This window comes from Enterovibrio calviensis DSM 14347 (assembly GCF_000621165.1).
GTDB classification, from domain to species: Bacteria; Pseudomonadota; Gammaproteobacteria; order Enterobacterales; family Vibrionaceae; genus Enterovibrio; species Enterovibrio calviensis.
In genome coordinates this window covers 137,047-162,630 of record NZ_KK211218.1, presented here as the reverse complement: position 1 = coordinate 162,630, position 25,584 = coordinate 137,047, and the positions used below count along the sequence as shown (strand labels likewise).

The following is a 25,584-nucleotide window of genomic DNA, read 5'->3' as shown; positions in this document are numbered from 1 at the left end:
CATAATTAACACTGTTTTGTTTGCTCACTTTGCCTTGCCTAAGGCATTAAATCCCGTATGCCTCAATGAACCTTTCTAAGCAGTTGATAAAACACATCGTTTGAAACGCCATCTTTTATGGCTTCAATTTGATGCCACATTTCCATGAATCGCTCTGGCTTTTGGTCCCATTGCGTTCGACGAGATACTCGCTCTTTCATTAATCCAGTCACTGCATTGTAGTTACCGCTTTTGTACTCAGCATTAATGAGGTATTGAGAGAGAATATCTTGTTGGGCATGGCTTCCACCAAGGACAGATAGGTTATAACGTTGAGGGAGTATGTTTTCTGACGCGATGCCATACTGATTATCTTCATACGCTGCGATACCTGACACTAACTGTTGGGTGATCGCCGTTTCATTGGCATATCTTAATTTGCTCCAGTCAGACAAAGACGAATGAAGATGTGAAAGCTGATAAGCATTGCCCGAGCGACTCAGCACCATCGCTACATGCAGTTCTGTGAATAGAAACAGGTAGTCGCCGACGGATTCTCTGACGCCCTCATATAATCGTTCCCATCGGTGACCCACATCTACACCAACAAACTCCAAGCGTTTAAGTAAAGAGGCACCGTTTTGCACATTCAGGTAAAACGATGAGGCTTCTGGGTATATATACTGGTCAAACAAAGACAATACTTTATCAATGTTGCCTTTCTCTAAGTGAAACAAACCGAGGTGCCACCATATGTGACCCACAAACGCATTGTGGGTTGGCAGTCGCCCATGCCTTTCTTCAATCCAGACGATGCCTTCGTCCGTCCTCGCATTCATTTCCAAAACATGCGCCATGGAATGCACTGCCCACATATCGGATGGGTTTATTTCGACAGCTCGGCGTGCGTATTTTTCAGCAGTTGTATATTCCCCAACCTCTTCCAGTGCGAAACTGAAAGCACCAATAAAGTAGCCATATCCAGGAGTATTCTCAGTCCAATGAGGCGCTATTTTTGCAGCGGTATCTACCAAGCGTTGACGTTCTCCCATCCAGAATAAGACCCCAGTCGATTGTCGGAACGCAAGTAAGTCCAGTGGCCATTCATTCAAAATATCGGCCCAAATTTCAACCGCTTTCTTTATGTCCCCTCGTACATAGGCAGACAATGCCAGAACATGCCTCCTTTCCCTTTGGGTTGCAGCAATACTGCTGCTTTCAATAAACGAGAGAGGGATATTACCAAGCGCTTCGAAGCGCCCTTCACTTGCAATGCTGTATCCCTTTAGTACCCATGCCATGACAAAATCTGGATACGCCTCTAGCAATGCATCGACCTTTTCTAATCCATTCGGTCGATAATCGAAATTCCATGCCATTGCTGCTTCGAATTTTGCGATACCTTCTTCATCTGTTCCTGAATAGGAAAGACCTCGACTGTCTTGATACATGGTGTTCATCTCCCTATGTCTTTCGTCCTGCGTTTTTCAATCTCTATTTATGAGGACGTTAGCCACTTATTTATCATTCCAAGAGCATAAGCAGGGGTTGATGCACAAACAACGCAGGATAATTTGGGGGAAAGGGAAGAAATTGTTTATCGGGGAGATCAAATGCAAAAAGCCAGTCTAAGACTGGCTTCTATGTGTATGTAAGCAAAAAAATAATAGAAAGAGTATTGGTTACTCGCTGTCAGATTCAGCTTCCATTCGGCGCTCTTTACGCAACCTTGCTTCTTCCATCACGGCATTGATTTCGGCCATTAGGCCGTCGACGTCAGCGTCCTCGCCATCATCTTCATAAATCCCGGTCAGTTCAGTATTCGGCGTGAGATCACCCGCTTCGTAAAGCGCCCACATCTCTTTAGCGTATTGCGTGCCAATCAACTCTGGCGCGTATTGACCGTAATAGTTGGTCATATTATTCACGTCACGCTCTAGCATCCACTTCGCGTTATTGTTTGCCGATGCATCCACAGCCTGTGGTAAATCGATAATAACGGGGCCGAGGTGATCAACCAGTACATTGAATTCTGATAAGTCGCCGTGAATGATACCCACGCAAAGCATACGAACCACGTCTTGGATCACCGTGGCATGGTCTCTCAATGCTTGTTCTTTGGTGAGCGTCACATCGTTCAAACGTGGTGCAACACTGCCCTGATCATCAGTAACGAGTTCCATCAAAAGCACGCCATCTACACAACCTAATGGCGTAGGAACACGAACACCCGCCGCTGACAGCGCATACAAAGCGTCAACCTCTGCGTTCTGCCACACTTTCTCTGCTTCTTCTCGTCCGAACTTCGAACCTTTCGACATCGCACGTTCTCGGCGACTGTCACGGACTTTACGTCCTTCTCGATAAGCAGCGGCTTTCTTGAAGCTGCGCTGATCGATTTCTTTATACACTTTGGCGCAGCAAATGTTTCCATTGCTCGAAACAACAAAAACGTCAGCTTCTTTGCCACTCATTAGCTGAGAAATCACTTCATCAACCATGCCATCTTCAACCAATGGCAGTAACCTTGTCGGTATTTTCATTACACCTTCGTACGTGATTAAACCGTTACAACACGCATGACGCTAGTGATTTTGTATTAGCGACAATACTTTTTCCGGCACAATAATTGTCCTCGCGGCATAAGTAAAGAAACATACGCTGCAAGACACAGATAGACAGTTTAACAGCGCGGCAATCCATTTGCTGAATTGAAAGCAAACTAAGCCATCACTAAAGACAACAGACCCTAAACATTATGGCATCCAGACATCACACGCTATGACCCATGCACCACTTTTGCCCACCAGAGATCAAAAGACAGACAATTGTCTGAAGTGCTTTCAGCTAAACTATGTCACACGATCTTGTGCAGATTGTCAGAACGTAATGTGTGAGAAGTGAATAGATGGGTGTTGGCCGAAGGGAATCAAAGTGATGAGCAATGAACGCAAGCAATGGATTCACGACCTCTTAAAGAAAGGTATCGAAAATGGCGATGCTGAAGCCGTAGCAGTCGTGGACGAATCTCAATATGTACAACACAACCCGCTCACCAAAGAAGGCGGAATAGGCCTTGCTGAATTGTTTGCGCGCCTTGCATTAACCAATCCACACGTAGAAATCATTCGCATTTTCTCCGATGGCGATTACATCTTTGCGCATACGGAATACGATTTTAGTAGCGAGAAGATTTGCTTCGAGGTTTTCCGCTTTGAAGGCGATAAAACTGTCGAGCACTGGGACAACCTTCAGCTTCGCCAACCCTTAAATGCATCAGGTCGTTCAATGACCGATGGCCTTACCGAAGTCTCTCACCTTGAGCAAACGGAAACAAATCGACGCATCATTGAGCGTTTTATCGATGACGTAATGATTAATAAAAACACTGAAGCGCTGACAGACTACATAGACACAAACCACTACCACGAACACAGCCCAGAGCTGGGTGACGACGTGGCGTTGCTTAAGGCCGCATTGGGTACCGCAGATAACCCATCCACCCTGCATTATGAGACCCATTACCGGACACTGGCAGAAGGTAATTTTGTACTATCGGTTTGCGAAGGATTTCGAAAGGGAGAACATTCCGCATTCTACGATCTGTTTCGGATAGAAAGCGGAAAAATTGTGGAGCATTGGGATACCGTTGAAGCCGTTCCCCCGCGCGACGAGTGGAACAACGAGAACGGTAAATTCTAAGCTGTTTCGGATCGTTAACACATTTGAGCGTTGCTTTGCTCGATTTCACATCGCAACCAATCCATAACACACTGCTTTTCTACACTAAATTGCCTGCCCTTTGGATATACAAGGTAAAAACCTTGATGATCTGGGGCGGGCACATCTCCCAAAACCACCATATCACCTTGTGCGACATAGCTTGAAATCAACACGAGAGGTGAAATGCACAGGCCTTGCCCTGACAACGCTGCATCAATTGCCAAGCCAGTTTGATACATATTGAGCATCTTCCCAAGCTTTGCGCCGTGTTGTTTTCCCATGACTTTTTTCCAATTCTGATGCGAATCATCGATCAGCACATGTCCGGTAAAGTCTCTATTTGTTGGCAATCGCGGGTGAGAGTCCAGATAAAGTGGGTTATAGACAATTTTGAGGTTTACAGGTGACAATAAGTGCCACTCCAAATCGTCGCCAAACGGTGGCATACCGAAACGAACAACGAAATCGACGTCATCGGCAAAAAAGTTGCTCACCGCTTCGGAAGAGGAAAGCCTTAAGTCGATCTCTGGATGGTGTTGCTGAAATTGCCCGAGGCGCGGGATCAGCCATTTCACACCAAAAGACGGCGGCACACTCATCAATACGGATTGGTTTACGTCTCCTAGCGCTTTGAGTGCATGATTGAGTATTGATAAACTTCTCGACACTTCACTGAACAAGGCCTTTCCCCCCTCCGTCAACGACACGCCCCTCGCCTCTCTAATAAACAGCACATGGTCGACTTCTTCTTCAAGGCGACGAATACGCTGCGCCACCGCACTGGACGTGAGGTTCAACTCCTCAGCGGCAATTCGTACGTTGCCATGACGCGCAACGGCTTCAAAAATTCGAAGGCTGTTCAGGTTAGGTAAACGCATCCGCTGTCCAGACTGTAGTTTTTCTTCACACTAGCACAAAATTTTCGCGCTTGTTCCAGCTGCACAGAGACAGATAAAATTTTTCTCAATAAAGGGTCATACCAACGCGCCAATGGATATTGGCGTCGATAACTAAAATAGTCAGAGGTGTTTCATGCCATCTTTACCTGCCATTGCATTCATCGCCTTAGGGGTTGTTTGGGGAACCATGTTCCTGTTCACCAAATGGGCAGCAGAGTTCATCACTCCGATTCAAATCGTGCTGCTACGCGTCGTATTCGGCTTTCTGCCTTTGTTTTTCTATGCCTTGTCTAAGCGCGTATTACATTGGGAAGATCTTAAGCACTGGAAACATTTTGTGGTGATGTCACTCATTGCTACCTCGCTCTACTATATTGCGTTTGCGGAAGGTACAGCTTTATTACCTTCCAGTATCGCGGGCATGTTAAGTGGCGCTATTCCTCTATTTACCTTTGTCTCAGCGGCGCTCTTGTTGCGAGACGAGCCAATCACTCTCAGCTCCATCATTGGCACCGCCATGGGCTTCTTAGGCGTGTTGTTGATTGCACAACCTTGGCAAAGCGATGTTAGCAGCGTAAATGGTCTAGGAACCCTATACATGATTGCGGGGGCATTTAGCGTGGGGATTTCATTCGTTTATGCAAAGCATTTTATTAAGCCGTTGGGGTTGAAGCCTCTCGCGCTCGCAACCTATCAAACCGGCTTCGCCATGGTGTTTTTGTTCTTCATTACTGATATGTCGGGTATTAACGCGGTGTTTGAAGACACCAAAGCCTCACTAGGATTAGTGTTTGGGCTTGGCATTCTGGGAACGGGAATGGCCTACATCATCTATTACTACTTGGTCGATCAAATGGGTGCGATTGTTGCGTCAGGCGTCACTTATATACCGCCTGTCGTTGCCTTACTGATTGGCGCATTTTTAGTGAATGAACCGATCAGTACCACTGACCTTGGTGCCATGGGTTTTATCATGATTGGTGTATGGCTGGTTCAGAAAGCGCGTATGCAAACTGTCAACAAGGCGTCATGAGTTCGTCGCAATTACAGTGTTAACATAACGACAACAAAGATCATTAATGCAATACTTTGCGTAGTGATAGTACATCTAGTATTTGGAGAGGTGTCTTATGTTTTCACTATTTAAGAAAGACCCAACGAAGAAACTGCGTGAGCAATACAACGATAAACTAGAGCGTGCGATGCAAGCGCAACGCAATGGTGACATCAGCGCTTATTCCTTTATCCACGCAGAGGCTGAAGATCTTTGGCGAGAAATAGAACGCATCGAGAGTAACGCCAAATAATTTTTCAATTTCCCCTTTCAGCCCATATCCACCCCAAAAGCCATTGATTGTATCAGTGGCTTTTCCTTTCTCTTCACCCCACTAACTTCGTCATGTTAAGCTAACAAACATTAACCAATGCTTAATAGAACATCATGCTTAGAGATTGTGATTTAAACCTGCTTACCGTTTTTGATTCAGTGATGACATTAGGTTCAGTCGCCAAAGCTGCTGATAAGCTCAACATGACGTCCGCAGCTGTTAGTCAGAATCTCTCTCGATTACGTGAGCACATTGGTGAGCCCCTTTTTATTCGCTATGGTCGCGGTATTCAGCCGACACAGCATGCCATCAATATGCACAAGCATATTGCAGAAGGTTTGAGTGCCATTCGCTTCGGGTTAGAAACCAACATTTCGTTTGACCCTGCCACCAGCACGCGCGAATTCATGTTGGGCGGCCATGCCTACTTCGATTTGGCAGTATTGCCTCAATTGTTGAAAAAATTCAGCCAAATAGCACCAAATGTCCGAGTTAGTTTAACGCCTTATGAAGACAATCATTTCACGCCAAGTCAGGTGCTCAGTGAGCGTGGCGTTGACCTGTTTCTCTCATCGCTTCCAATCAGCCACCCATCGATTGTTACAGAGAAAGTGTCGGAGGAAGAGCTGGTTGTCGCTTATGCAAAAGACCATCCTCGGCTGGCTGGAGAAGTTTCACTTCAGCAGTTTTTTGCTGAGAAACATACTGCGCTAACCAGTCGCCGATTCGGTAACTTCATGTTTTCAAACCTCATTGATAAACCGTTACCCGCGCGCAACGTGCATTATCAAAGCGATTCCATGCTCAACTTGATGGCAACCGCCGCCATGACTGATTTACTCTGTTTCACACCCAAACGTCTTGCCGATTTATGGGCAGAAAAACTTGGCCTCATTGTCCAACCTCTCCCCTTTGAAATCCGCCCTATCCCGACTTTTCTATGCTGGCACCAAGCAAAACAAAATGACGACGGTATCAACTGGCTTCGACAACAGATCGCTGAAACACTCACCAACCATTAAGCACTGCTTAACTATTGATTATAGTTTTTCACATCGTTAAAAGCGGCGTGCTTACCTATAGTGCTGCTTGTTTCCCATTATTAACGAAGAAAGCAGATCACAATGAAAACTATATTCAAGCCGACGTTAATCGCATTGCTTGTTACAGCTGTCAGCGCACCAGTTGTCGCACACACCTATTCTCCTGATACAAAAGCGCCAACTTCCACCACCCAAGCGTTTGCAGCAGAGCAACGCACCACGCTTCCATTTGCTGATAAAACCGATTTTAAACTCGTCGAAAAAGGGTTCATCGCAAGGCAAGATAATCTAGAGATAAAAGACAAAAACGGCAAAGTTGTTTGGGAGCTGGGTAACTACGAGTTCCTACTTGATGGCAAGAACTACGACAGTATTCACCCGAGTCTTCAACGCCAAGCACAACTGAACATGCACCATGGCCTATACAAAGTCACCGACCGCATTTATCAAGTACGCGGCTATGACCTTGCCAACATTACCTTTGTTCAAGGTGACACCGGTTGGATCGTTTTCGATCCACTCACCGTGCCAGTAACCGCAAAAGCCGCGCTGGATTTCGTAAACCAAGAGTTAGGTGAGCGCCCTGTAAAAGCCGTGGTATACAGCCACGCGCACGCTGACCACTTTGGCGGCGTAAAAGGTATCGTCACTCAAGAGCAAGCTGACAGCGGCGAAGTCGCTATTATCGCTCCTCGCGGTTTCTTGCATCATGCTGTCGCGGAAAACGTGCTTGCAGGCAATGCGATGTCTCGTCGCGTGACTTACCAATATGGCAACGCGTTAGAAAAAGCGGCAACGGGCCAAGTGGATGCCGCCATCGGCAAAGGGGTCGCGCAGGGTGAAATCAGCCTGATCGCACCAACCACAGTGATTGTCGAAGAAGTCGAAACCAAAACTATCGACGGCATCACCATGGAGTTCCAAAATACGCCAGGAACTGAATCTCCTGCGGAAATGAACACCTATTTCCCACAATTCGATGCTTTGTGGATGGCGGAGAACACGGTTGGCGGCCTGCACAATGTTTACACGTTGCGCGGCGCAGAAGTGCGTGATGCCAAAGCGTGGAGCAAGTACATCAATGAATCCATTCACATGTACGGCGACAAATCTGACGTGATGTTCGCATCGCACAGTTGGCCTCGTTGGGGCGAAGAAGAGATCAATCACTTCCTTCGTAAACAGCGTGACATGTATGGCTACATTCATGACCAAGCGCTGCGCATGGCAAACCACGGCGTGACCATCAATGAAATTCAAGACGAGTTTTACGTGCCTGACGTACTCGCGAATGAATGGTACAACCGTGGCTACCACGGCAGTTACCACCGCAATGCCAAAGCCGTGATCAACAAATACTTGGGTTACTTCGACATGAACCCAGCGACGCTGCGACCACTTGCGCCTGCTGACGCCGCGCCAAAATACGTTGAAGCCATGGGTGGCATTGATAACGTACTAAGCGTTGGCCAAAAAGCCTTTAACAACGGCGAATACCGTTGGTGTGCCGAGATTGTCGATAAAGCCGTATTTGCAGAACCGACCAACCAGCAAGCGCGTTACCTTCAAGCGGACTGCTTGGAACAGCTGGGCTACCAAAGTGAGTCTGCTGGCGAGCGAAACACTTACCTGATGGGCGCGTTTGAGCTTCGTAACGGCACGCCAAAAGGCGATGCAACCAAAACGGCAGGCGCTGATATGGTCGTTGCCATGGACACCGAACTGTTCTTGGATTACCTCGGCGTACGTTTGAACGGCATGAAAGCGGCAAACGTGGATTACACCATTAACTTCGTGCTGCCTGACGTGAATGAATCCTTCTTAGTGGAACTGGAAAACGCGCACTTGAACAACCTTAAAGGCGTGCAATCTGATAACCCAGACATGACACTGACCATGAATCGTTCAGAGCTAAACAAAGTGCTCATGGGTACAACCAACATTGCAGAACTCGTGAAATCAGGTAACGCGAAAATCGACGGAAATGCTAAAGCGTTGACCGACATTGCCAGCATGATGGATAACTTCGATTTCTGGTTCAACATCATCGAACCGAAGAAGTAATCTTCGCACGCTAGACAAGAAATCAGGTTTTCCTAACGCTTGTTTCGACAAAACCTCCTCATCTTGGGGAGGTTTTTTTATAACCTCTCCTCGTCCTCGTCCGCGCCTTTGTAACGGCAAGCAATGCTCCACCTCAACGCGATGTATGGCTTCTTATTCCTCAGAACAATAAGACCCAGACAAAAACGGGGTGAGATCAATGGAAAGGGTAAAAAATTCCAATAGATACAAGGCAGTTATTGCGACCGCCTTCATTTTACTATGTAATTCGCGCGCGCAATATCGCGCTCAATTAATAGAAATTATGCTTTCGGAAAACACGACATAAATGAAAAAATCCTTTGTTATCGCTGCAACCTCCAGCCTGCTTTTCTCTGCCTCTGTGCATGCCGAACAATTCTTGAACATATACAACTGGTCAGAATATCTTCCTCAACAGTTGATCGAACAGTTCACCAAAGAAACCAACATCAAGGTTAACTACTCCACGTTCGAGAGTAATGAAACCATGTACGCCAAGTTGAAACTGCTCAACGCAAAAGGCTACGATTTGGTGGTGCCTTCCACGTACTACGTTTCTTTGCTGGCACAAGAAGACCTGCTGCACGAATTGGACAAAAGCAAAATCGCTGCCTTTGCCAACCTTGATGCGTCTATCCTTAACCAACCGTTTGACCCAGAAAACCGCTACTCCCTTCCCTACATGTGGGGCAGCACCGGCATGGGTTACAACGCAGACATGGTTGATGGTAAAGACGTTAAGCGTTGGGCAGACCTTTGGAATGACGATTTCGCAGGCCAACTGTTACTGACCGATGACGTGCGTGACGTGTTCGGCATGGCGCTGATCATGAATGGACACAGCGTTAACAGCCGCGATGAAAATGAAATTCGCCAAGCCTATGAAAAGCTGAAAACGCTAAAACCGAACGTCACCTTGTTCAATTCAGATGCACCGCATACCCCGCTGATCATGGGCGAAGTGAATGTCGGTATGCAGTGGAACGGCACGGCGTATCGCGCGACGGTTGAAAACCCAGCCATCCACTATGTTTACCCAGAAGAAGGCACGATTTTCTGGATGGACAACATCGTCATTCCAAAACATGCCGAAAACAAAGATGCAGCTTACGCTTTTATTAACTTCTTGATGAAACCAGAAAACCAAGCGGTATTGGTAGAGGAAATTGGTTATGCGGTGCCAAATCTTGGCGCGCTAAACCATCTACCTAACGAATTGAAAAACAGCGAAGTGATCTTCCCGCCTAAAGAGGTCAAAGAAAAAGGTCAATTCCTGTCAGACATTGGCGACGCGGTGTCTATCTACAATCAATACTGGATGGAGCTAAAACGATAATGAAAGTTATTTACAGCGGGAAGCAAAAACTTCACCACGTAAAATACGAATTCCTTGGCGGCGAGCCAACTGCGTGTTTCGAAAAACCAGAACGTGCCGACATGGTGCTCAACGCCATTAACAGCAACGGCGGCTACGACGTTATCGAGCCACAAACGTTTGGCATCGACCCAATGTTGTGGGTGCACACCCCAGATTATGTCGAGTTCCTGCAAAACGCATGGAACGAGTGGGAAGCCACTTACGGCCCAGAACGCGATGCGTCGCCTTACTGCTTTGTTCCTGCTCGTCACCTTCGTAACCGCGTACCGAAAGACATCGAAGGCAAACTGGGTTACTACAGTTTCGACATGACAGCGGCGATCACCAAAACCAGCTTTGAAGCGATTTCTTCCGCGGTAGATTGCGCCCTGACAGGTGTTGAAGTGCTCATGAATGGCGAGAACGCCGCATTCGCATTATGCCGTCCGCCAGGTCACCACGCCGCGCCTGATTTGATGGGCGGTTACTGCTACATCAACAATGCTGCCATCGCCGCTGAAAGCTTACGTCGCCAAGGCCACGAGAAAGTCGCGATCTTAGATATCGACTATCACCACGGCAACGGCACGCAGAGTATTTTCTACGACCGTGACGATGTGCTTTTTGTCTCGATCCACGGTGACCCAGATTACGATTACCCGCACTATTTGGGGTTTGATGATGAGCACGGCGAAGGCAAAGGTGAAGGTTTCAACCTCAACTTGCCATTGCCACAAGGCAAAACCGATTGGTCTTTGTATCGCCCTGCGCTTGAAACCGCAATCGAGCGAATTCGCATCTTTGGCGCGGAATCTCTGGTGATTTCATTGGGCATGGACACGTATGAGCACGATCCAATCAGCCACTTCAAGCTCAAGCTTGAAGACTACCTAAACATCGGCGAAATGCTGGGCGAGTTAGGTCTTCCAACCCTGTTTGTGTTTGAAGGTGGTTACGCCGTTGACGATCTTGGCCATAACACCGTTGCTGTGTTGAACGGGTTTAAATCGGCCAAGTGATTCTCGATATCTAAAATAGAAAAAGTCGCCACTGAGGGCGACTTTTTTGTATCAACGCATTCCCGCAATAACGAGAACGTGCTTTCAGATTACAGAACGAAACCTGCAAAGATAAAGCCGAAGATAATACTGAACACCATGCTCAACAGACCAGGGATCATAAAGCTGTGGTTGAAAATGTACTTACCAATCTTAGTCGTGCCCGTACGGTCAAAGTCGATAGACGCAATGATTGGGCCGTAGTTTGGAATGAAGAAGTAACCATTCACCGCCACAAACGTCGCGATGATCACTTCCACCGGCAACTCAAGCGCAATGGCAACCGGCACCAATACCGCCGTTGTCGCACCTTGGCTGTTTACCATCACAGACAAACCAAACAGAGCGAACGCAAATGTCCATGGTGCAACTTCTACTAGACCAGATACGGTTTCTTTTACGATGTCACCATGGCCTGCGATGAAAGTATCACCCAACCAAGCAATACCGAAGATCGCCACAATAGCGCGCATACCCGCATGGAAAACCGAACCTTGAGTAATGTCATTTCCATCAGGCTTACAAATCAGAATGATCAACGCACCCATTGAAAGCATGATGATTTCAATGGTGTGAGCCATACCCATCGCTGAGCCATTAAACTGAGGGCGAAGTGCTGGGAATGCACCCATGATGACCACGGCCAACGCACCAAACAAAAACAGGCCAACCGCCGTTTTTGCTTCTTTCTTCACAACGATTTCAGCCACTTCAACGTCTTGTTCCATCTCATGACGGAACGCAGGATCTTGCATGCGGCGTTGATATTCAGGGTCGTCTTTCAGCTCTTTACCTAGCTTGTTCACGATGACACAAGCTGACGCCAAACCAAGGAAAGTACCCGGAATCGTGATGGCTAGCACTTGGGCAAGGGTGATGCCTTGAGGCTCAAGGAACGCCACCAGCGCAACAACTGCCGCTGCAATCGGGCTCGCCACAATCGCGAACTGAGATGCGATAACCGCCATACCCATTGGGCGCTCAGGACGAACACCGCTGCGACGGCTGACTTCAGCAATAACAGGAAGCACGGAATATGCCACGTGGCCCGTACCTGCTAGGAAGGTGAATAGATAAGTAACAAGTGGCGCGATAAAAGTGATGTGGCGAGGGTTCTTACGCAAAATGCTTGATGCGATCTTGATGAGGTAATCCAAACCACCTGACGCTTGCATTGCCGCTGCCGCAGCAACAACCGCCATGATCATTAGCATCACATCAATCGGTGGGCTGGTAGGTTGAAGGCCAAAACCAAAACTCAGAATGGCAAGACCGACGCCACCAAGAACACCTAAACCAATCCCGCCGATGCGAGCCCCGATAAGAATACAGCCGAGAACTATGAAAAACTCGATGAAAAACACATCAATCTCCTTGATGACAACGTTAATAATAAACGCTCAAATCATAGGTATTTATTCGGTCGAATTATTGATTTAGCATCACATAAGATATTCAAATTTCGAATGTAAATGGCTTATTGTCAGTAAATTAGAGTGACCTCAATTTTTTAGAATTCATCGAAACGAAATGCGATCAAAAAAGCGTAAAAGCTGTAACACGAGACAGGGAATCAGATGTGTTTGATGGGGGAAACAAGGGTGGTTTGCCTGACGTCGAAAACGTTCAAGCTGTGTCTGAGGAACGAAATGATGGGAAATGAAAATGACAAATTCAAAAAGGAGCAGTGGGTTTATGATCTTACGGCTATCGACATGCGTAACACTCTTCAAATTATCAACGGAGTACACGCATGTTTTCATTTTTCAAATCGGACCCAACCAAGAAGTTACGAAAGACCTTCAACGCAAAATTAGAAGAAGCGATGAAAGCCCAGCGCAACGGTGACATCAGGTCGTACTCCACCATCACCGAAGAAGCCGAGCAAATTTGGCAAGAAATAGAAAAACTCGAGCAAGAAAAAGCATAAACACTTGCCCGCGCATTGGTGTCAATGCGCTGATTACTCCACCCCACACGCCCCCAACACCACATTTACAAAATGCTCAATGTTGTCATCGATCTCTTTCCCTTCAGGGATTGCGCGCATGTCGAAAACTTGTGGCCACAGGAACATGCCATTAAACAGGCTCGTATAAGTGTTAGTAAAAAGCTCGGGCGTCATGTTGCTGAGCTTGCCTGCTTCTAATCCACCCGCAAACCATGCTGATAGTGCTTTGGCGTTATAGAGCTTGGAAATAATAGTGTGCGCCATGTCAGGCTGGCGAAGAAACTCAATCAAGATAACGCGCGTGAGCGGAATACCGTAGGAGTGATACAGAATATCGACTTCCTTTCGGCTGATGGCTTTTAGCTGCTCATAAGCGCTGATTTCAGGATCAAACGGATAGCTAGCCAATTCTTCAATCGATTCTTGAATGATGGTCAACACCGATTCAAACAACACCTCTTTGCTTTCAAAATGGCGATACAACGTACGCTTCGACACTTCTGCCGAGGTGCAGACTCTGTCCATGTTTGCCGCGATAAAACCATGTTGAATAAATTCTTCTCTCGCCGCGTTGATGATGGCGAGACGTTTTTGTTCAGAGCGTGTCATTACATTTCTCCGTTTACCGATGCGACAACTTTAGCAAGGCCGATCATTAAAGTACACTTTTGAGTTTACCTTTTCGAAAAACACGCATAAAATAAACTCCAGAGTTTACTTCTGGGCATTTGAACGCACCCGAAGTCACCAACAAACACAAAAACCTTCATACAGTGGTCGCGCCTGACCCTTCTTTCTAAGGAGAAAAAGGTGAACATGGTTTCTAAAAAGTCTGCATTGGCAACATTCAAAGCCAATACCCTCGCTGCGAGCATCGCGGTGTCTGTACTTCTATTGAGTGGATGTGGCGAGAAAGAGGTTCAGCAAGTTGCTGCACCTGTGATTAAACCAGCCCTTACCGAACTTGTGTCAGCACGTGCCAGTGACGAACTGAGTTTCAATGGCGTGATCCAAGCGGCAGAGCGTGCTGATTTGGCGTTTCGCGTTGGCGGCCGTCTCACCGATGTGTTCGTGAAAGAAGGCGACCAAGTAAAGCAGGGCCAAGTGCTGGCAGTGCTTGATGCGCGTGATGCGAAAACCGCGTTGGAATCTGCCAAGCTAGAACTGAAAAACACCGAAGTTGAATACCGCCGTGCGAAGGCGATTTTCGACAAAAGCCAAGCCATTTCGAAAAGCGATTTGGACGCCATTACTACTCGCTACGACTTAGCGAAAAACCGCGTCGATGATGCTACGCGTCAACTTGAATACACCGAGTTGAAAGCCCCATTCGATGGCATCATTGGTCGTAAATTCGTGGACAACCACGTTCAAATTCAAGCCAACGAAACCATTGTTGCTTTGCATGACTTGAGTGATTTGGAAGTCGTGATCAACATTCCTCATAAAGTGATGTTGTCTGGCCTAAATCAAACCAAAGCCATGGCCGAGCTTTCTGCCATTCCGGGTCAACAATTCCCGCTGGTTTTGCGTACTTACGCCACCGAAGCCGACCCTGTTTCCCAAACCTACCCTGTCGTCTTGGGCTTTGATGATTTGAAAGGCTTCCGCGCCTTGCCGGGTATGGCAGTGAAAGTCGTCCCTGCTGACGCAAGCGATGGTCATGAGCGAGCGCAGATTTTAACTGTGCCGCTGACTGCCGTTGTTCCTGATAATCAGGGCAAACAATTCGTGTGGGTGATCAACGCTGACAACAAAGCCGAAAAACGCTTTATCGAAGTGGGTGCATTGAGCAAAAACCGCATCGTGGTGAAAAGTCACCTAGCGCAAGGTGAGCGTGTGGTGATCGCGGGTGTATCGAGCATTCGCGAGGGGTTGGAAGTGCGTCCTTATACCGACAACACGTCTACCAAAAACAACGGCGGAGCGTAATCGATGGACTTAGCACGTATCACCATCGCCAAACGCACCAGTGTTTGGGTATTGATTGCCCTCGTACTGCTGGGTGGCTACATCAGTTACTTAAAGCTCGGGCGCTTTGAAGATCCCGAGTTCGTTATCCGTCAGGCAGTGATCAACACCGCTTACTCGGGTGCAACCGCACAAGAAGTGTCAGACGAAGTCACGGACGTGATTGAAGGCGCGGTGCAATCGCTTCAAGAACTCAAAGAAGTGAAGTCCGTCTCGAAGCAAGGCATGTCCGAAGTCACGGTCGAAATCAAACTCGAATTCGCCAACAGCGCGGCGGATTTACAACAGGTTTGGGACAAACTTCGCCGCAAGATTTCAGATGTTCAGCGACAGCTCCCTCCCGGTGCTGGCCCTTCCATCGTCAACGATGATTTCGCCGACGTGTATGCCCTCTTCTTTGCTGTCACTGGCGAAGGGTTTACCGACAAGCAGCTGCAAGATTACGTTGATACCTTACGTCGTGATTTAGTGTTGGTGCCAGGGGTTGCCAAAACCGCCACGTTAGCGGAACAACAAGAAACCATCTTTGTTGAGATCTCCAGCGAACGTTTGGCGAAGTTCGGCGTATCTGCTGAGAAAGTCTACCAAGTGCTGCAAAAGCAGAACATGGTCACCGTGGCAGGCAGCATCGAAACCGACGCCATGCGTATTCCGGTGATCCCAAGCTCAAGCATTGATTCGTTCGCTGATTTGAAGAACCTGCAAATCGCCGTCGGTAACAACAATACCGTGCTGCGTTTGGGCGACATTGCCGACGTCACACGCGGCTACAAAGAACCGGCATCTATGCTGATGCGCTACAACGGCGAACGTGCGATTGGCTTTGGTATCTCCAATGTCACCGGCGGTAACGTTGTCGACATGGGCGATGCCGTAAAAGCGCGCATTGCTGAGTTGGATGACCAACGTCCATTGGGTATGGAACTGCACGTTATTTCCATGCAGTCCGACTCGGTGCGTGATTCCGTCACCAACTTTATTGATAACCTGATTGCCGCTGTCGCCATCGTCTTTGTGGTATTGCTGCTGTTCATGGGCGTGCGTTCTGGTGTGATCATCGGCTTCGTATTGCTACTCACCGTGGCGGGCACACTGTGTGTGATGTTGATTGAAGACATCGCCATGCAGCGTATTTCACTCGGTGCGCTGATCATCGCGCTCGGCATGTTGGTGGATAACGCCATCGTAGTGACCGACGGTATTCTGGTGCGCTTCCAGCAAAACCCAGAAGAAGATCGTGAAACCATCGTGTCAGAGGTGGTGAGCGCCACCAAATGGCCACTGCTTGGCGGTACTGTCGTTGGTATCTGTGCGTTTAGTGCAATTGGTTTGTCCCCGTCTGACATGGGCGAATACGCGGGTTCCCTGTTCTGGGTGATCTTGTATTCCATGTTCCTAAGCTGGGTGTTTGCCGTCACTATCACGCCGATGCTTTGCTTGGATTTCCTCAAAGTAAAAGCCGCAAACCCCGACCAAAAACCGGGCCGTGTCGTGACTGCATACAAAGGCTTGTTGCAGTGGGTATTGGCGCACCGCGCACTGAGTTCACTCATGCTTTTCGGTACACTCGCTACTGCCATGTGGAGCGTGCAATTCGTGCCACCGGGCTTTATGCCAGAATCACAACGCGCGCAGTTTGTCGTTGATGTTTACTTGCCACAAGGCTCTGACATCAAGCGCACCGAAGCGCTGGTTGCGAACATTGAAAAAGATGTACAAGCCAAAGAAGGCATCACCAATATCTCTAGCTTCATTGGCGGCGGTGGTTTGCGCTTCATGCTGACCTACGCACCCGAAGCGCGTAACCCAAGCTACGGTCAATTGCTGATCGACATCGACGATTACAAGAAGATCGCGCCACTGCTCGGCGAACTACAACACGAGCTTTCTGTGAAATACCCAGATGCGTCAATCAAGGTATGGAAGTTCATGCTCGGTCGCGGGGGCGGCAAGAAAATTGAAGCAGGCTTTAAAGGCCCAGACAGCGCTGTGCTGCGTGAGCTGGCTGAAAAAGCCAAAGCCATCATGCTTAACGATTCAAACCTGATTGCCGTGCAAGATGATTGGCGTCAGCAAGTGCCTGTGCTCCGCCCTGTTTATTCCGCGGAAGAGGCACAGCGCTATGGCTTGACGACACAAGAGATCAACCAAGCGATTGCGCAGACCTTGTCAGGCCGCAATGTTGGCGTGTACCGCGAAGGTAATGATTTGATCCCGATTGTGGTGCGCTCGCCAGATGCGGAACGCAACCATCAGCGTGCGATTGAAAACACCGAAGTGTTTAGCCACACCGTCGGCGGTTTCATTCCCGTCAGCCAAGTCGTGGAATCGGTCGATGTAGTGTACCAAGATGACATGCTGCGTCGTATTGACCGCACGCCTACCATTCTGGTGCAAGCTGACCCTGCCCCAGGCGTGTTAACGGCGGATGCGTTCAACAAAGTTCGCACGGAAATTGAAGCCCTCGAATTGCCCGCAGGTTATACCCTGAAATGGTACGGCGAATACAAGGCATCAAAAGACGCGAATGAAGGCTTGGTGATTTCAGCGCCATACGGTTTTGCCGCGATGATTTTGTCGGTCATCTTCATGTTCAACGCGATTCGTCAGCCATTGGTGATTTGGCTAACCGCCCCACTCGCCATCATTGGTGTGACGGTCGGTTTGATCATCTTCCAAACGCCGTTTGAGTTTATGGCGATACTCGGCTTCTTGAGCCTGATCGGAATGATGGTGAAAAACGCCATTGTATTGGTCGACCAAGCCGACGTGGAAATCAAAGATGGCAAAACCGCCTACCACGCGATTATCGACGCCGCACTCAGCCGCGCAAGGCCGGTATTGCTGGGCGCATTAACCACCATCTTAGGTGTCGCCCCTCTCTTGGTAGACCCGTTCTTCAAGAGTATGGCCGTCACCATCATGTTTGGCCTGCTGTTCGCAACGATCCTAACCTTGGTGGTTATCCCGCTGTTCTATGCGATTTTCTTTAGGGTGAAGGTGGAAGCGGTTTAAGCGCTAAAGCTGAAAAGTAGAAAGCAAAACGCCACGTGATTACGTGGCGTTTTTGTAGGTGCTTAAAGCTAATATCTTTGCTTTGAAGTGTGTTGTAGAGCTGACTTTTTTAAGCATCAAATTGCGTAAATTACTGTACTATCAGCAGTATGAATGCACAGTATGTAATACTGTTCAAATGAACGGCATTATGAATATAGTGAAAAAACGTAATTTTAGGTCGGGACGCCCGATTTCTACGACTTGGGGTGTAGCCTTGATGTCTATGCAATTGATTTTTAATCAGTATGTTTTGATTCTGTACAGCTTCACCGGACTAGTCGGGCGTCCCGATTTCGGACTAAACGGGCAAGTTGCCCGCTAATAAATTGTTAGACTAAGAAGATAGACATGTTAGATTGTATTTATTGTAAAACAGAGCGATTTCCACTGGGGAAAGGATCTAAGGAGCATGCTATTTTATCTTCTTTAGGCGGCAGAAAATTGTCTAGAAATAGTTGTTGTGAGCTTTGTAATAATCGATTAGGAAAAGCTATTGATGACGGACTCTCTTCAAGGCTGTCAATGATTTCAACATTACTAAATATAACGACTGGTCGCAATAAGAGTGCCCCAACTCAAATAGACGCGGTAAAGCTAGACGGCGAATATTACAATTTGTCACCTAATGGAGAAATGCTGAAGCGTAAGATTAAACAACAATGGAAAGAGGAATCTAATAAAATCAACTTCCAAGTCATCGCTAACACCGAAGAGCAGGCTCTAAAAATAGTTAAAGGTCAATTGAAATCGCGTGGCAAGTCTTTAGATGATGTAGAGAATGGGACTATAACGTTAGTGTCTCAATACGGTGCTGAAACAAACTCGACTTTTTCCCTCTGCGAAGATGACTTGAGGTCTGTAGCTAAAATGGCTCTTACGATGTTAGCTACAAAAGTATCCCCTTCGAGGTTAAGAAGTGGAGAATTTAATGATATTATAGATTACATCAACGGTAGCGATGAAAATATTGAAGATATTGTTTTCTCCGATACAAACTCAGAATTCCCTGAAAAATATAGTGTTTCGAGTATAAATCATCGTGTTTTTTATATTCTTCCAATAAAGATAAGCTGTGTATTGCACTTGTCGAGTTGTTTGGAGGTTTTAGGTTTAGTGTTTTGCTCTCAAGAGCTTGGTCTGGCCCCGATATTTCTTATTGCTACGCTATAGACCCAGTCTCTTTAGAAAAACTGGATTTGGACATAGAGTATAACATTAGCCCACAAGTAATTCTCAATACAAGAGGGTGCATCCAATCGAAAGCTATAAAGCAGCTAGCTCCACTATTTGACTATATATCTGAAATGGATGCTCAAAGAGAAGAGCAGCGCATAATCGAATCGGCAATGTTACAGCATAATGTGACATCTATAGATGATGATTGTAGTGATGAGTTGTTCGAAACTATCGCACAAGGGCTAGCGGACATGTATCTTCGAAGACCAACGAAACATAGCAAAAAACTTATCTAAAAACTGGGACTGTTAGTTTTAGAAAAGCACAATATTATCAGTTGCATGTATTCAGTTCCCTCAAGCTCAAAGGCGCTGATTAAAGATGAATGGTTGGCTTCGGAACGATATGTTTTTCATATTGTTTGATTGCCAACCATTTTGATTGCTAATGACTAAGCCCCGTTCATCCCTCATCAGTATCGACGCAACCCCTTACGATCACTGCGTTTCACATTGTGTTCGGCGATCATTTCTTTGTGGGTATGATGAAAAAGCCCAGTGATCCTTTAGCAACGTTTTCCAAGCAATGGCAGCTAGAACCTATAAACTGTGAATCACTCCGTATGCCTCTGACATAAAAGACTAATTAGCGCGAGATACTGTTACCATCACTTTGAATATTCAGTTATCGGGCGAACAACTGAAGGTAAGCCACAGATGTATGGAGGCGAGAGTAAAAGGACATTTTGCAATCAACGCAAGAAACTGACCTTACTTGAATACGCCACCTTCAGTAAGGTTGCTATGTGTAGAAAAGGAATATTGAATTGCTAAAACAATGGATGAAATTACTAAGCGCGTTCACCTTGGGCGCAGCATTTTGCTTTACCATTGGACTCTATTTCGTCAGTAATATCGTAGACCGTAACGATGAACTGATTTCAAAAATGGCGCAAGGCCAACTAGATTTATCCCGATACTCTTATAGCAATGAAGCAAACGAAATCATAAAAGCATCTAACGCCCTCGCCCTTGAATCGTCCTGTGACGGAGAACTTTCGTCAGATATACCCGAAGCACTCTCTTTAACAAGCTTATTTTTGGGTACTATCACACAACAACCATCAAAGACTTATGAGCAGTCTATAGCGACTGCGCTCATCGTTCAAAGTCACCTTCGAGATAATGGCAAAATTGAAGCCGCCGACTCGCTTCTTGTCGCAATGAAAAGTTACTGTGAGGCAAACATCAACATTTTCATGAGCTGTGAAAAAATAGATAACACCCTACCTAGCTTTCAGCCAGATTGCGGATAGAAAATCAAAACAACGGAAAGGCGGAATAGCGTGGACAAGCACTTTAAGAAAGACATTATCAGATACATGCATTCAGCATTCCCAAGATCAAAGACGCTTGGTAAAGATGAATGGTTGCCTTTTGAACGATATCCTTTTCATATTACTTGATTGCCAACCATTTTTATTGCTAATGACTAAACCCCGTACGTCTCTCATCAGTATCAACGCAACCCCTTACTACCAATGCGTTTCACGTTGTGTTCGGCGATTGTGACTCTAACTTTATCATTCTTTTTTCGCAAATCCCTAACAAAACAGACAAGGATAAATCACTTAATAATATTCAATGCGCTTTTTATCATTCCAATATCGACAGTTTTGTTGCTAGATAAACTGTCAAAGACCTCTTTAATTATTGGATTTTCCTGGTGTACACTTTCACTTTCCAAATACCTGCTAATGAATGCGTCACTATACATTTTATATTCTTTATATTCATTTCTTAATTGCAAACCTGACTTAGCCTTGCCTTTAATCAACAGAACAATAAATCCAATTAACGGAGAAAGTAATAATGCTAGAACGAAATATGAGACCCAATCGCGATTGAACTTCGAAGCCAAGTAAGAAACACAAATAGTTAACAGAATCCACATCAGTAACATTACATCATACCTGCTTGCTTATCACATTGGCTAGCTAGTGAACACTCTCCGTTCGTTCCACCGTAAGCATAAACACTTGCGTTATACTGATTCGGATTTGGCGCATGAAAACGATCAACTACAAACTGAACACCACTGTTGTTGCTCAACACATCACCAAAGTAGAAAGTATGCACTGTTGTTCGTTCGGCCTGTGGTGAAGCTCGGTGAACAATTACATGGTTATCGTACATTTCAAAGAAATACGCGGTTGCTTTTCCTTTCTGCCGAACAAAAAAATGTGACTTCATAATTTCTCCCTGTATTTTTGAAGATCATCGAAAATTGCAATTTTTACGCGCTTGTTAGGGCGTTACATGGCGATCCGATTCATTTAGTTCTCACGAAAATCGCCAATCACCTAAAAACCATATATCTAGTTCTTAAAGATGCCTCTCACTCTTTAATTTCAGAATTTATACACACTCAATAATTTAACAATACACTGTATTTTAAGTGAGGTGACGAAAATTTCAACAAAAAATTTGTAAATAGATTGGGCTGTGCATTCCGATCATGGATTAGCGGGGACAGGCTCTTTTAGAAAAGTACAATATTATCACTTGCATAAATTCAGCGCCCCCAAGCTCAAAGACGCCTAGTAAAGATGAATGGGTGGCTTCGGAACGATATGCTTTTCATATTGTTTGATTGCCAACCATTTTGACCACAAATGAAATAATCAGCCTAGCCTCCCTAATCACCACCTCCGCATCCTCCGCCGTCGCCGTCAACGCTGCTAGAACCCGCGCAGCCAGAAGAGCAGCCAATGTGGCTGGCGCAGTATCCTGTTCCTTCTGTCGCTGATGATGTGTTTTTACAATCAAGCGAATAGATAAAACCGTCTTCAATATTGAGCAGCGCATCAATTGCAAAAAGCAGTGGCAATTTCGTTGGGTGAATGGGGTCAATGCGATCTCTAGCACAAGCTAAGCGCCAAGCGCGTTTGATCCCCTCTTGAGCGGAGGTGGGTGTTTTCATCGCTTCTGTTGGTGTGTGGTGAAGAAACCGTCCAAACGCTTTATCACAAAACAGCTGGTATTCCTTGGTGAACAAGATGAATTCATGCCAAGCGGCATCGACCACCTGTGACGGCATTGATACCAGCTTTTTATTTGCCTGATTGCAGATCGTAAGGTAGTCCTTAAGGCCATCTATCACTAACGCCAAATCACGATCAGTCAAATGCGGATATCTATTCGACACTCTCTTCTTTATCGCCGAATTGAAACGATACGTGCCAATGAAAACCAACTGCGCTTTTCGCTTTTTCTTGTAGGCGAGCCAAGGCCAGAACAGGCACACCAACACAATGAGAAATATCCATATTTCCATCAACTACCCCATTCCCTTTATGTACGATCAAACAATCGTATCTAAATCGAACAAGAAAAGCTCAATTTGGGTAAAAATCAACGAGGTTTAATGGTTCAACATGAATATGCTCACCGAATAATGCGTACCACTGCACGCTCATACTCTATCCATTCAGTTAGAATATTTACCATTTATTCAATGATTTATTACGAGGGTAGTCATTAGAAATGGATGGTATACACGTTTCTTTAGAAGCCATGGATTCAGCGTCATTCTCCGAGTATTTGCAATTCGCCATCCCCTCTTACGCGCATGACAATGTCGAGTCTGGTCGGTGGGAAAAATCCGACGCATTGGAACGCTCGAAAAAGGTTTATGCGCAACTTTTGCCAGAGGGGTTAAACAGCCCAGACGACCACTTATTCAACATCATTGAAAGCGCGACGAACCAAAACGTTGGATACATTTGGGTGAAAATTGAAACCCATTTTGGGGCGAAAACTGCGTTTATCTATGGTGTCGGCATATTCGAAGGTTATCGCCGCAAAGGCTATGCCAAATCAGCCCTTCGCTGCATTGAAACGGTAGCGTCTGATCTTGGTGCAACCAGCCTTGGCCTTCACGTTTTTAGCCATAATTCTGCGGCTCAGTCACTTTATTCAAGCATGGGTTATCAAGTCGTTAGCCACAACATGAAGAAGAGTTTGGTTAGTTAATTGGGGAAAGCGACGCTGTCACTTCCCCTAGCCCCAACAATATAACGATCAAAGCTCGGAATTAGCCGATTTTCGAAAACCATAGCGGTTCTAAAAAGCAATAGCGGGAACAGGCACTTTTTGAAAAGCACCACACGCCGTCATCATAAAAGGTGTTATGCACGATGCAATCAAATGGAGCCCGCTGGATCACATAGTGAACAAGGTGCTATTTGTTTGATCAATCTTGCGTCGACATCAAAAGCTTGATACCGAAAAAGCCAAACAAACTCGCAGAGAGTCGGGTTAACCATTTCTGGGCAGAATCACTCACCGACAGTTTGTGACTAATCAGCGAAGAAGCCCAAGCGATGAAGTGACACCAAATCATGCCGTTAAGGTTAAAAATAAGGCCAAGCACGATAAAGGCCAGCGCTTTGTTCTCACTGGTATCTGAAATGAATTGCGGTACGAACGCGAGGAAAAAAATCGCCACTTTAGGGTTGAACACATTCGTGACAAACCCTTGAGAGTAAATCTTCATTAAGGATGTTTTAGCGGGCTGAGGCGGCAAATTGGCGCGGTGTTCATTCGTGTTCTTCATGCTTCCCGCTAACATCGTCACGGCCATGTAGATCAGGTACAGACCACCGAGCATTTTCACGACAGTAAACGCCGTTGCAGATGTCGCCATAATGGCCGAAAGCCCGAATGCCGCCGCAAAAACATGAATAAGCGTTCCGCTCCCAATTCCTAAAGCCGCAGCAGAACCCGCTTTAAATCCTTGGCTGGCCGCACGACCAGCAATGAGCAATGAATCAGGCCCCGGCATCATGTTGAGTAGGAAACCTGAGATAATAAATAACCAAATGTTTTCGATTCCTAGCACCGGGTAAGCTCCTTCTTAGCGTGAGAAATGCACAAAGCGTCATTGCCCGCCAAGCATAACGAGTTTTTGCCCCGAAAGCTTACCCGTTTCCGTCATTCCCCAATGAGACAAACATTCTTTTTGGATGGAACGTTTCATCGTTCCTCTCTACTCACTTTCTGAGGCCAATCAGGTACCGCCTCCTCGATTAATGGCGTGACTATAAACCATGAAGCTATAGACAGGTCAAGCGTGATTTCGTAAGGCGTAAAGCGCAAGTAAGCGGCTCAGTCACTCTATTCAAGCATGGGTTATCAAGTCGTTAGCCACAACATGAAGAAGAGTTTGGTTAGTTAATTGGGGAAGCGACGCTGTCACTTCCCCCTAGGAATCTAGCGATCAAAGCTCGGAATTAGCCTCTTTGCGAAAACCATAGCGGTTCAACAGTAGCCAGCCACACCAGAAGAAAGACGTGAGTGCAACGGCAGTCAAAATGGCAGGTTTAGGATTATCAAGCGAGCTAATAGACCCCGCATAAGCCGCGATGATGGTGTACGGCAATGTCACCGTTATCCACGATAAAACAAACGTCATGAACTTCATGTGGCTGATCCCTGACATACAGGCGGTCACTTCTGGGAGGATCGGCAGCGCGCGGGACAACAGAATCATCAGCACGCCATGTTCACGAAACTTATGGCGAAGATCTCGCTGTTTTGCCTTGTCTTTAATCACCACATTGAGCAGTCGGTCACCAAAGAAATAACTCAATCCATAGCCCACTACACCCGCCAAGAATGTGCCGATAAATGCCGCCAGCGCGCCAATGTAAGGCCCTGCAAAGTAGCCGCCTAACATCATGATGGAAAGCGTCGGCACGGCGATGAAAAGGTCTAAGAAAAGCAATGAAATCACTATTGCTGCAACCACTAAGGCATTAACGGACTCAGCTGCAATGAGCCAGCGCTCGATACTCTCCATGGACAACCAACCAAGGCCGTTGACCACTAAAAATGTTGATGCAAAAAAGATGGCCATTAGGCTCATTAATTTGATGAGTGATGTCATAAATCCTC

Annotated in this window: 22 protein-coding genes and 2 pseudogenes; 15 read left to right on the top strand and 9 right to left on the bottom strand. The window is 46.5% G+C overall.

All coding sequences use genetic code 11. The features are described from left to right. Positions 1-62 precede the first annotated feature (62 nt). Positions 63-1,430, bottom strand: coding sequence for a tetratricopeptide repeat protein (locus Q365_RS0121965; RefSeq protein WP_028025378.1), 1,368 nt, complete (start codon positions 1,428-1,430; stop codon positions 63-65). Between the two features lie 231 nt (positions 1,431-1,661). Further along, positions 1,662-2,522 (bottom strand): PA4780 family RIO1-like protein kinase, encoded by an 861-nt coding sequence (locus Q365_RS0121955; protein WP_028025376.1) that lies wholly within the window; start codon positions 2,520-2,522, stop codon positions 1,662-1,664. Between the two features lie 394 nt (positions 2,523-2,916). Between Q365_RS0121955 and Q365_RS0121950 the strand changes: the two genes are divergently transcribed. Continuing rightward, positions 2,917-3,681, top strand: coding sequence for a nuclear transport factor 2 family protein (locus Q365_RS0121950; RefSeq protein WP_028025375.1), 765 nt, complete (start codon positions 2,917-2,919; stop codon positions 3,679-3,681). Positions 3,682-3,695: 14 nt separating this feature from the next. On the opposite strand, the gene Q365_RS25985 is transcribed toward Q365_RS0121950, so the two are convergent. Beyond that, positions 3,696-4,580, bottom strand: coding sequence for a LysR substrate-binding domain-containing protein (locus Q365_RS25985; protein WP_035025571.1), 885 nt, complete (start codon positions 4,578-4,580; stop codon positions 3,696-3,698). 154 nt (positions 4,581-4,734) lie between these two features. Here Q365_RS25985 and Q365_RS0121940 point away from each other — a divergent pair, with 154 nt between their 5' ends. The 6 genes from Q365_RS0121940 to Q365_RS0121915 all read left to right on the top strand — a co-directional run bounded on the left by Q365_RS0121940 (position 4,735) and on the right by Q365_RS0121915 (position 11,433). Then, positions 4,735-5,634 carry a DMT family transporter gene (locus Q365_RS0121940; protein WP_028025374.1) on the top strand — a complete coding sequence of 300 codons (900 nt, stop codon included), beginning with the start codon at positions 4,735-4,737 and terminating at the stop codon, positions 5,632-5,634. A gap of 97 nt (positions 5,635-5,731) precedes the next feature. Then, entirely contained in the window at positions 5,732-5,908 is a 177-nt protein-coding gene (locus tag Q365_RS26810; protein ID WP_155859040.1) for a DUF6435 family protein, read from the top strand. Between the two features lie 134 nt (positions 5,909-6,042). Next, positions 6,043-6,951, top strand: coding sequence for a LysR family transcriptional regulator (locus Q365_RS0121930; protein ID WP_028025373.1), 909 nt, complete (start codon positions 6,043-6,045; stop codon positions 6,949-6,951). A 102-nt stretch (positions 6,952-7,053) separates the two neighbouring features. Beyond that, positions 7,054-9,036: an alkyl/aryl-sulfatase gene (locus Q365_RS0121925; RefSeq protein WP_028025372.1), complete on the top strand. Its 1,983-nt coding sequence runs from the start codon at positions 7,054-7,056 to the stop codon at positions 9,034-9,036. A 328-nt stretch (positions 9,037-9,364) separates the two neighbouring features. Beyond that, positions 9,365-10,393 (top strand): ABC transporter substrate-binding protein, encoded by a 1,029-nt coding sequence (locus tag Q365_RS0121920; protein WP_028025371.1) that lies wholly within the window; start codon positions 9,365-9,367, stop codon positions 10,391-10,393. Beyond that, on the top strand, positions 10,393-11,433 hold the full coding sequence (locus Q365_RS0121915) for a histone deacetylase family protein (protein WP_028025370.1): 1,041 nt from the start codon (positions 10,393-10,395) through the stop codon (positions 11,431-11,433). Before Q365_RS0121920 ends, Q365_RS0121915 begins: the two co-directional genes overlap by 1 nt. A gap of 89 nt (positions 11,434-11,522) precedes the next feature. Here Q365_RS0121915 and Q365_RS0121910 read toward each other — a convergent pair whose 3' ends face one another. Continuing rightward, entirely contained in the window at positions 11,523-12,836 is a 1,314-nt protein-coding gene (locus tag Q365_RS0121910) for an anaerobic C4-dicarboxylate transporter family protein (protein ID WP_028025369.1), read from the bottom strand. A 389-nt stretch (positions 12,837-13,225) separates the two neighbouring features. Between Q365_RS0121910 and Q365_RS26805 the strand changes: the two genes are divergently transcribed. Then, a complete protein-coding gene (locus tag Q365_RS26805; protein ID WP_155859039.1) occupies positions 13,226-13,402 on the top strand; it encodes a DUF6435 family protein in 177 nt (58 codons plus the stop codon). A 33-nt stretch (positions 13,403-13,435) separates the two neighbouring features. Here the strand turns inward: Q365_RS26805 and Q365_RS0121895 are convergent, their stop codons facing one another. After that, positions 13,436-14,032 (bottom strand): TetR/AcrR family transcriptional regulator, encoded by a 597-nt coding sequence (locus Q365_RS0121895; protein ID WP_028025368.1) that lies wholly within the window; start codon positions 14,030-14,032, stop codon positions 13,436-13,438. Positions 14,033-14,233: 201 nt separating this feature from the next. Here Q365_RS0121895 and Q365_RS0121890 point away from each other — a divergent pair, with 201 nt between their 5' ends. From Q365_RS0121890 to Q365_RS27255, 6 genes and pseudogenes are all read left to right on the top strand, one after another. Beyond that, the gene (locus tag Q365_RS0121890) at positions 14,234-15,355 is read left to right on the top strand and encodes an efflux RND transporter periplasmic adaptor subunit (RefSeq protein ID WP_028025367.1); all 1,122 of its coding nucleotides are present in this window, start codon (positions 14,234-14,236) and stop codon (positions 15,353-15,355) included. Between the two features lie 3 nt (positions 15,356-15,358). Further along, positions 15,359-18,409, top strand: coding sequence for an efflux RND transporter permease subunit (locus Q365_RS0121885; RefSeq protein ID WP_028025366.1), 3,051 nt, complete (start codon positions 15,359-15,361; stop codon positions 18,407-18,409). Between the two features lie 390 nt (positions 18,410-18,799). Next, positions 18,800-19,621 carry an HNH endonuclease gene (locus Q365_RS0121875; RefSeq protein ID WP_081796364.1) on the top strand — a complete coding sequence of 274 codons (822 nt, stop codon included), beginning with the start codon at positions 18,800-18,802 and terminating at the stop codon, positions 19,619-19,621. A 453-nt stretch (positions 19,622-20,074) separates the two neighbouring features. Then, positions 20,075-20,185, top strand: a pseudogene (locus Q365_RS27260) (alpha-amylase family glycosyl hydrolase); the annotation flags it as partial. 268 nt (positions 20,186-20,453) lie between these two features. Continuing rightward, complete coding sequence (locus Q365_RS0121865) at positions 20,454-20,942, top strand: hypothetical protein (protein ID WP_245621598.1); 489 nt, start codon at positions 20,454-20,456, stop codon at positions 20,940-20,942. 106 nt (positions 20,943-21,048) lie between these two features. After that, positions 21,049-21,192: pseudogene (locus Q365_RS27255) on the top strand (alpha-amylase family glycosyl hydrolase); the annotation flags it as partial. Positions 21,193-21,588: 396 nt separating this feature from the next. On the opposite strand, the gene Q365_RS0121855 reads toward Q365_RS27255, so the two are convergent. Both Q365_RS0121855 and Q365_RS0121850 read right to left on the bottom strand, forming a co-directional pair. Next, positions 21,589-21,879 carry a hypothetical protein gene (locus Q365_RS0121855; protein WP_028025361.1) on the bottom strand — a complete coding sequence of 97 codons (291 nt, stop codon included), beginning with the start codon at positions 21,877-21,879 and terminating at the stop codon, positions 21,589-21,591. 445 nt (positions 21,880-22,324) lie between these two features. Continuing rightward, on the bottom strand, positions 22,325-22,963 hold the full coding sequence (locus tag Q365_RS0121850; RefSeq protein WP_028025360.1) for a glycine-rich domain-containing protein: 639 nt from the start codon (positions 22,961-22,963) through the stop codon (positions 22,325-22,327). Between the two features lie 209 nt (positions 22,964-23,172). Here Q365_RS0121850 and Q365_RS0121845 point away from each other — a divergent pair, with 209 nt between their 5' ends. Continuing rightward, positions 23,173-23,661, top strand: a complete 489-nt coding sequence (locus tag Q365_RS0121845) for a GNAT family N-acetyltransferase (RefSeq protein WP_028025359.1) — start codon at positions 23,173-23,175, stop codon at positions 23,659-23,661. A gap of 220 nt (positions 23,662-23,881) precedes the next feature. Here Q365_RS0121845 and Q365_RS0121840 read toward each other — a convergent pair whose 3' ends face one another. Further along, positions 23,882-24,529, bottom strand: a complete 648-nt coding sequence (locus Q365_RS0121840; protein ID WP_028025358.1) for a LysE family translocator — start codon at positions 24,527-24,529, stop codon at positions 23,882-23,884. Between the two features lie 378 nt (positions 24,530-24,907). Continuing rightward, the gene (locus Q365_RS26560) at positions 24,908-25,576 is read right to left on the bottom strand and encodes a TVP38/TMEM64 family protein (RefSeq protein ID WP_028025357.1); all 669 of its coding nucleotides are present in this window, start codon (positions 25,574-25,576) and stop codon (positions 24,908-24,910) included. Positions 25,577-25,584 lie beyond the last annotated feature (8 nt).

What these genes read in the sequence shown, in the direction of transcription:
- Q365_RS0121965 (WP_028025378.1), bottom strand. Translation starts at nt 1,430, where the DNA reads ATGTATCAAGACAGTCGAGGTCTTTCCTATTCAGGAACAGATGAAGAA.
- Q365_RS0121955 (WP_028025376.1), bottom strand. Translation starts at nt 2,522, where the DNA reads ATGAAAATACCGACAAGGTTACTGCCATTGGTTGAAGATGGCATGGTT.
- Q365_RS0121950 (WP_028025375.1), top strand. Translation starts at nt 2,917, where the DNA reads ATGAGCAATGAACGCAAGCAATGGATTCACGACCTCTTAAAGAAAGGT.
- Q365_RS25985 (WP_035025571.1), bottom strand. Translation starts at nt 4,580, where the DNA reads ATGCGTTTACCTAACCTGAACAGCCTTCGAATTTTTGAAGCCGTTGCG.
- Q365_RS0121940 (WP_028025374.1), top strand. Translation starts at nt 4,735, where the DNA reads ATGCCATCTTTACCTGCCATTGCATTCATCGCCTTAGGGGTTGTTTGG.
- Q365_RS26810 (WP_155859040.1), top strand. Translation starts at nt 5,732, where the DNA reads ATGTTTTCACTATTTAAGAAAGACCCAACGAAGAAACTGCGTGAGCAA.
- Q365_RS0121930 (WP_028025373.1), top strand. Translation starts at nt 6,043, where the DNA reads ATGCTTAGAGATTGTGATTTAAACCTGCTTACCGTTTTTGATTCAGTG.
- Q365_RS0121925 (WP_028025372.1), top strand. Translation starts at nt 7,054, where the DNA reads ATGAAAACTATATTCAAGCCGACGTTAATCGCATTGCTTGTTACAGCT.
- Q365_RS0121920 (WP_028025371.1), top strand. Translation starts at nt 9,365, where the DNA reads ATGAAAAAATCCTTTGTTATCGCTGCAACCTCCAGCCTGCTTTTCTCT.
- Q365_RS0121915 (WP_028025370.1), top strand. Translation starts at nt 10,393, where the DNA reads ATGAAAGTTATTTACAGCGGGAAGCAAAAACTTCACCACGTAAAATAC.
- Q365_RS26805 (WP_155859039.1), top strand. Translation starts at nt 13,226, where the DNA reads ATGTTTTCATTTTTCAAATCGGACCCAACCAAGAAGTTACGAAAGACC.
- Q365_RS0121895 (WP_028025368.1), bottom strand. Translation starts at nt 14,032, where the DNA reads ATGACACGCTCTGAACAAAAACGTCTCGCCATCATCAACGCGGCGAGA.
- Q365_RS0121885 (WP_028025366.1), top strand. Translation starts at nt 15,359, where the DNA reads ATGGACTTAGCACGTATCACCATCGCCAAACGCACCAGTGTTTGGGTA.
- Q365_RS0121875 (WP_081796364.1), top strand. Translation starts at nt 18,800, where the DNA reads ATGTTAGATTGTATTTATTGTAAAACAGAGCGATTTCCACTGGGGAAA.
- Q365_RS0121855 (WP_028025361.1), bottom strand. Translation starts at nt 21,879, where the DNA reads ATGAAGTCACATTTTTTTGTTCGGCAGAAAGGAAAAGCAACCGCGTAT.
- Q365_RS0121850 (WP_028025360.1), bottom strand. Translation starts at nt 22,963, where the DNA reads ATGGAAATATGGATATTTCTCATTGTGTTGGTGTGCCTGTTCTGGCCT.
- Q365_RS0121845 (WP_028025359.1), top strand. Translation starts at nt 23,173, where the DNA reads ATGGATGGTATACACGTTTCTTTAGAAGCCATGGATTCAGCGTCATTC.
- Q365_RS26560 (WP_028025357.1), bottom strand. Translation starts at nt 25,576, where the DNA reads ATGACATCACTCATCAAATTAATGAGCCTAATGGCCATCTTTTTTGCA.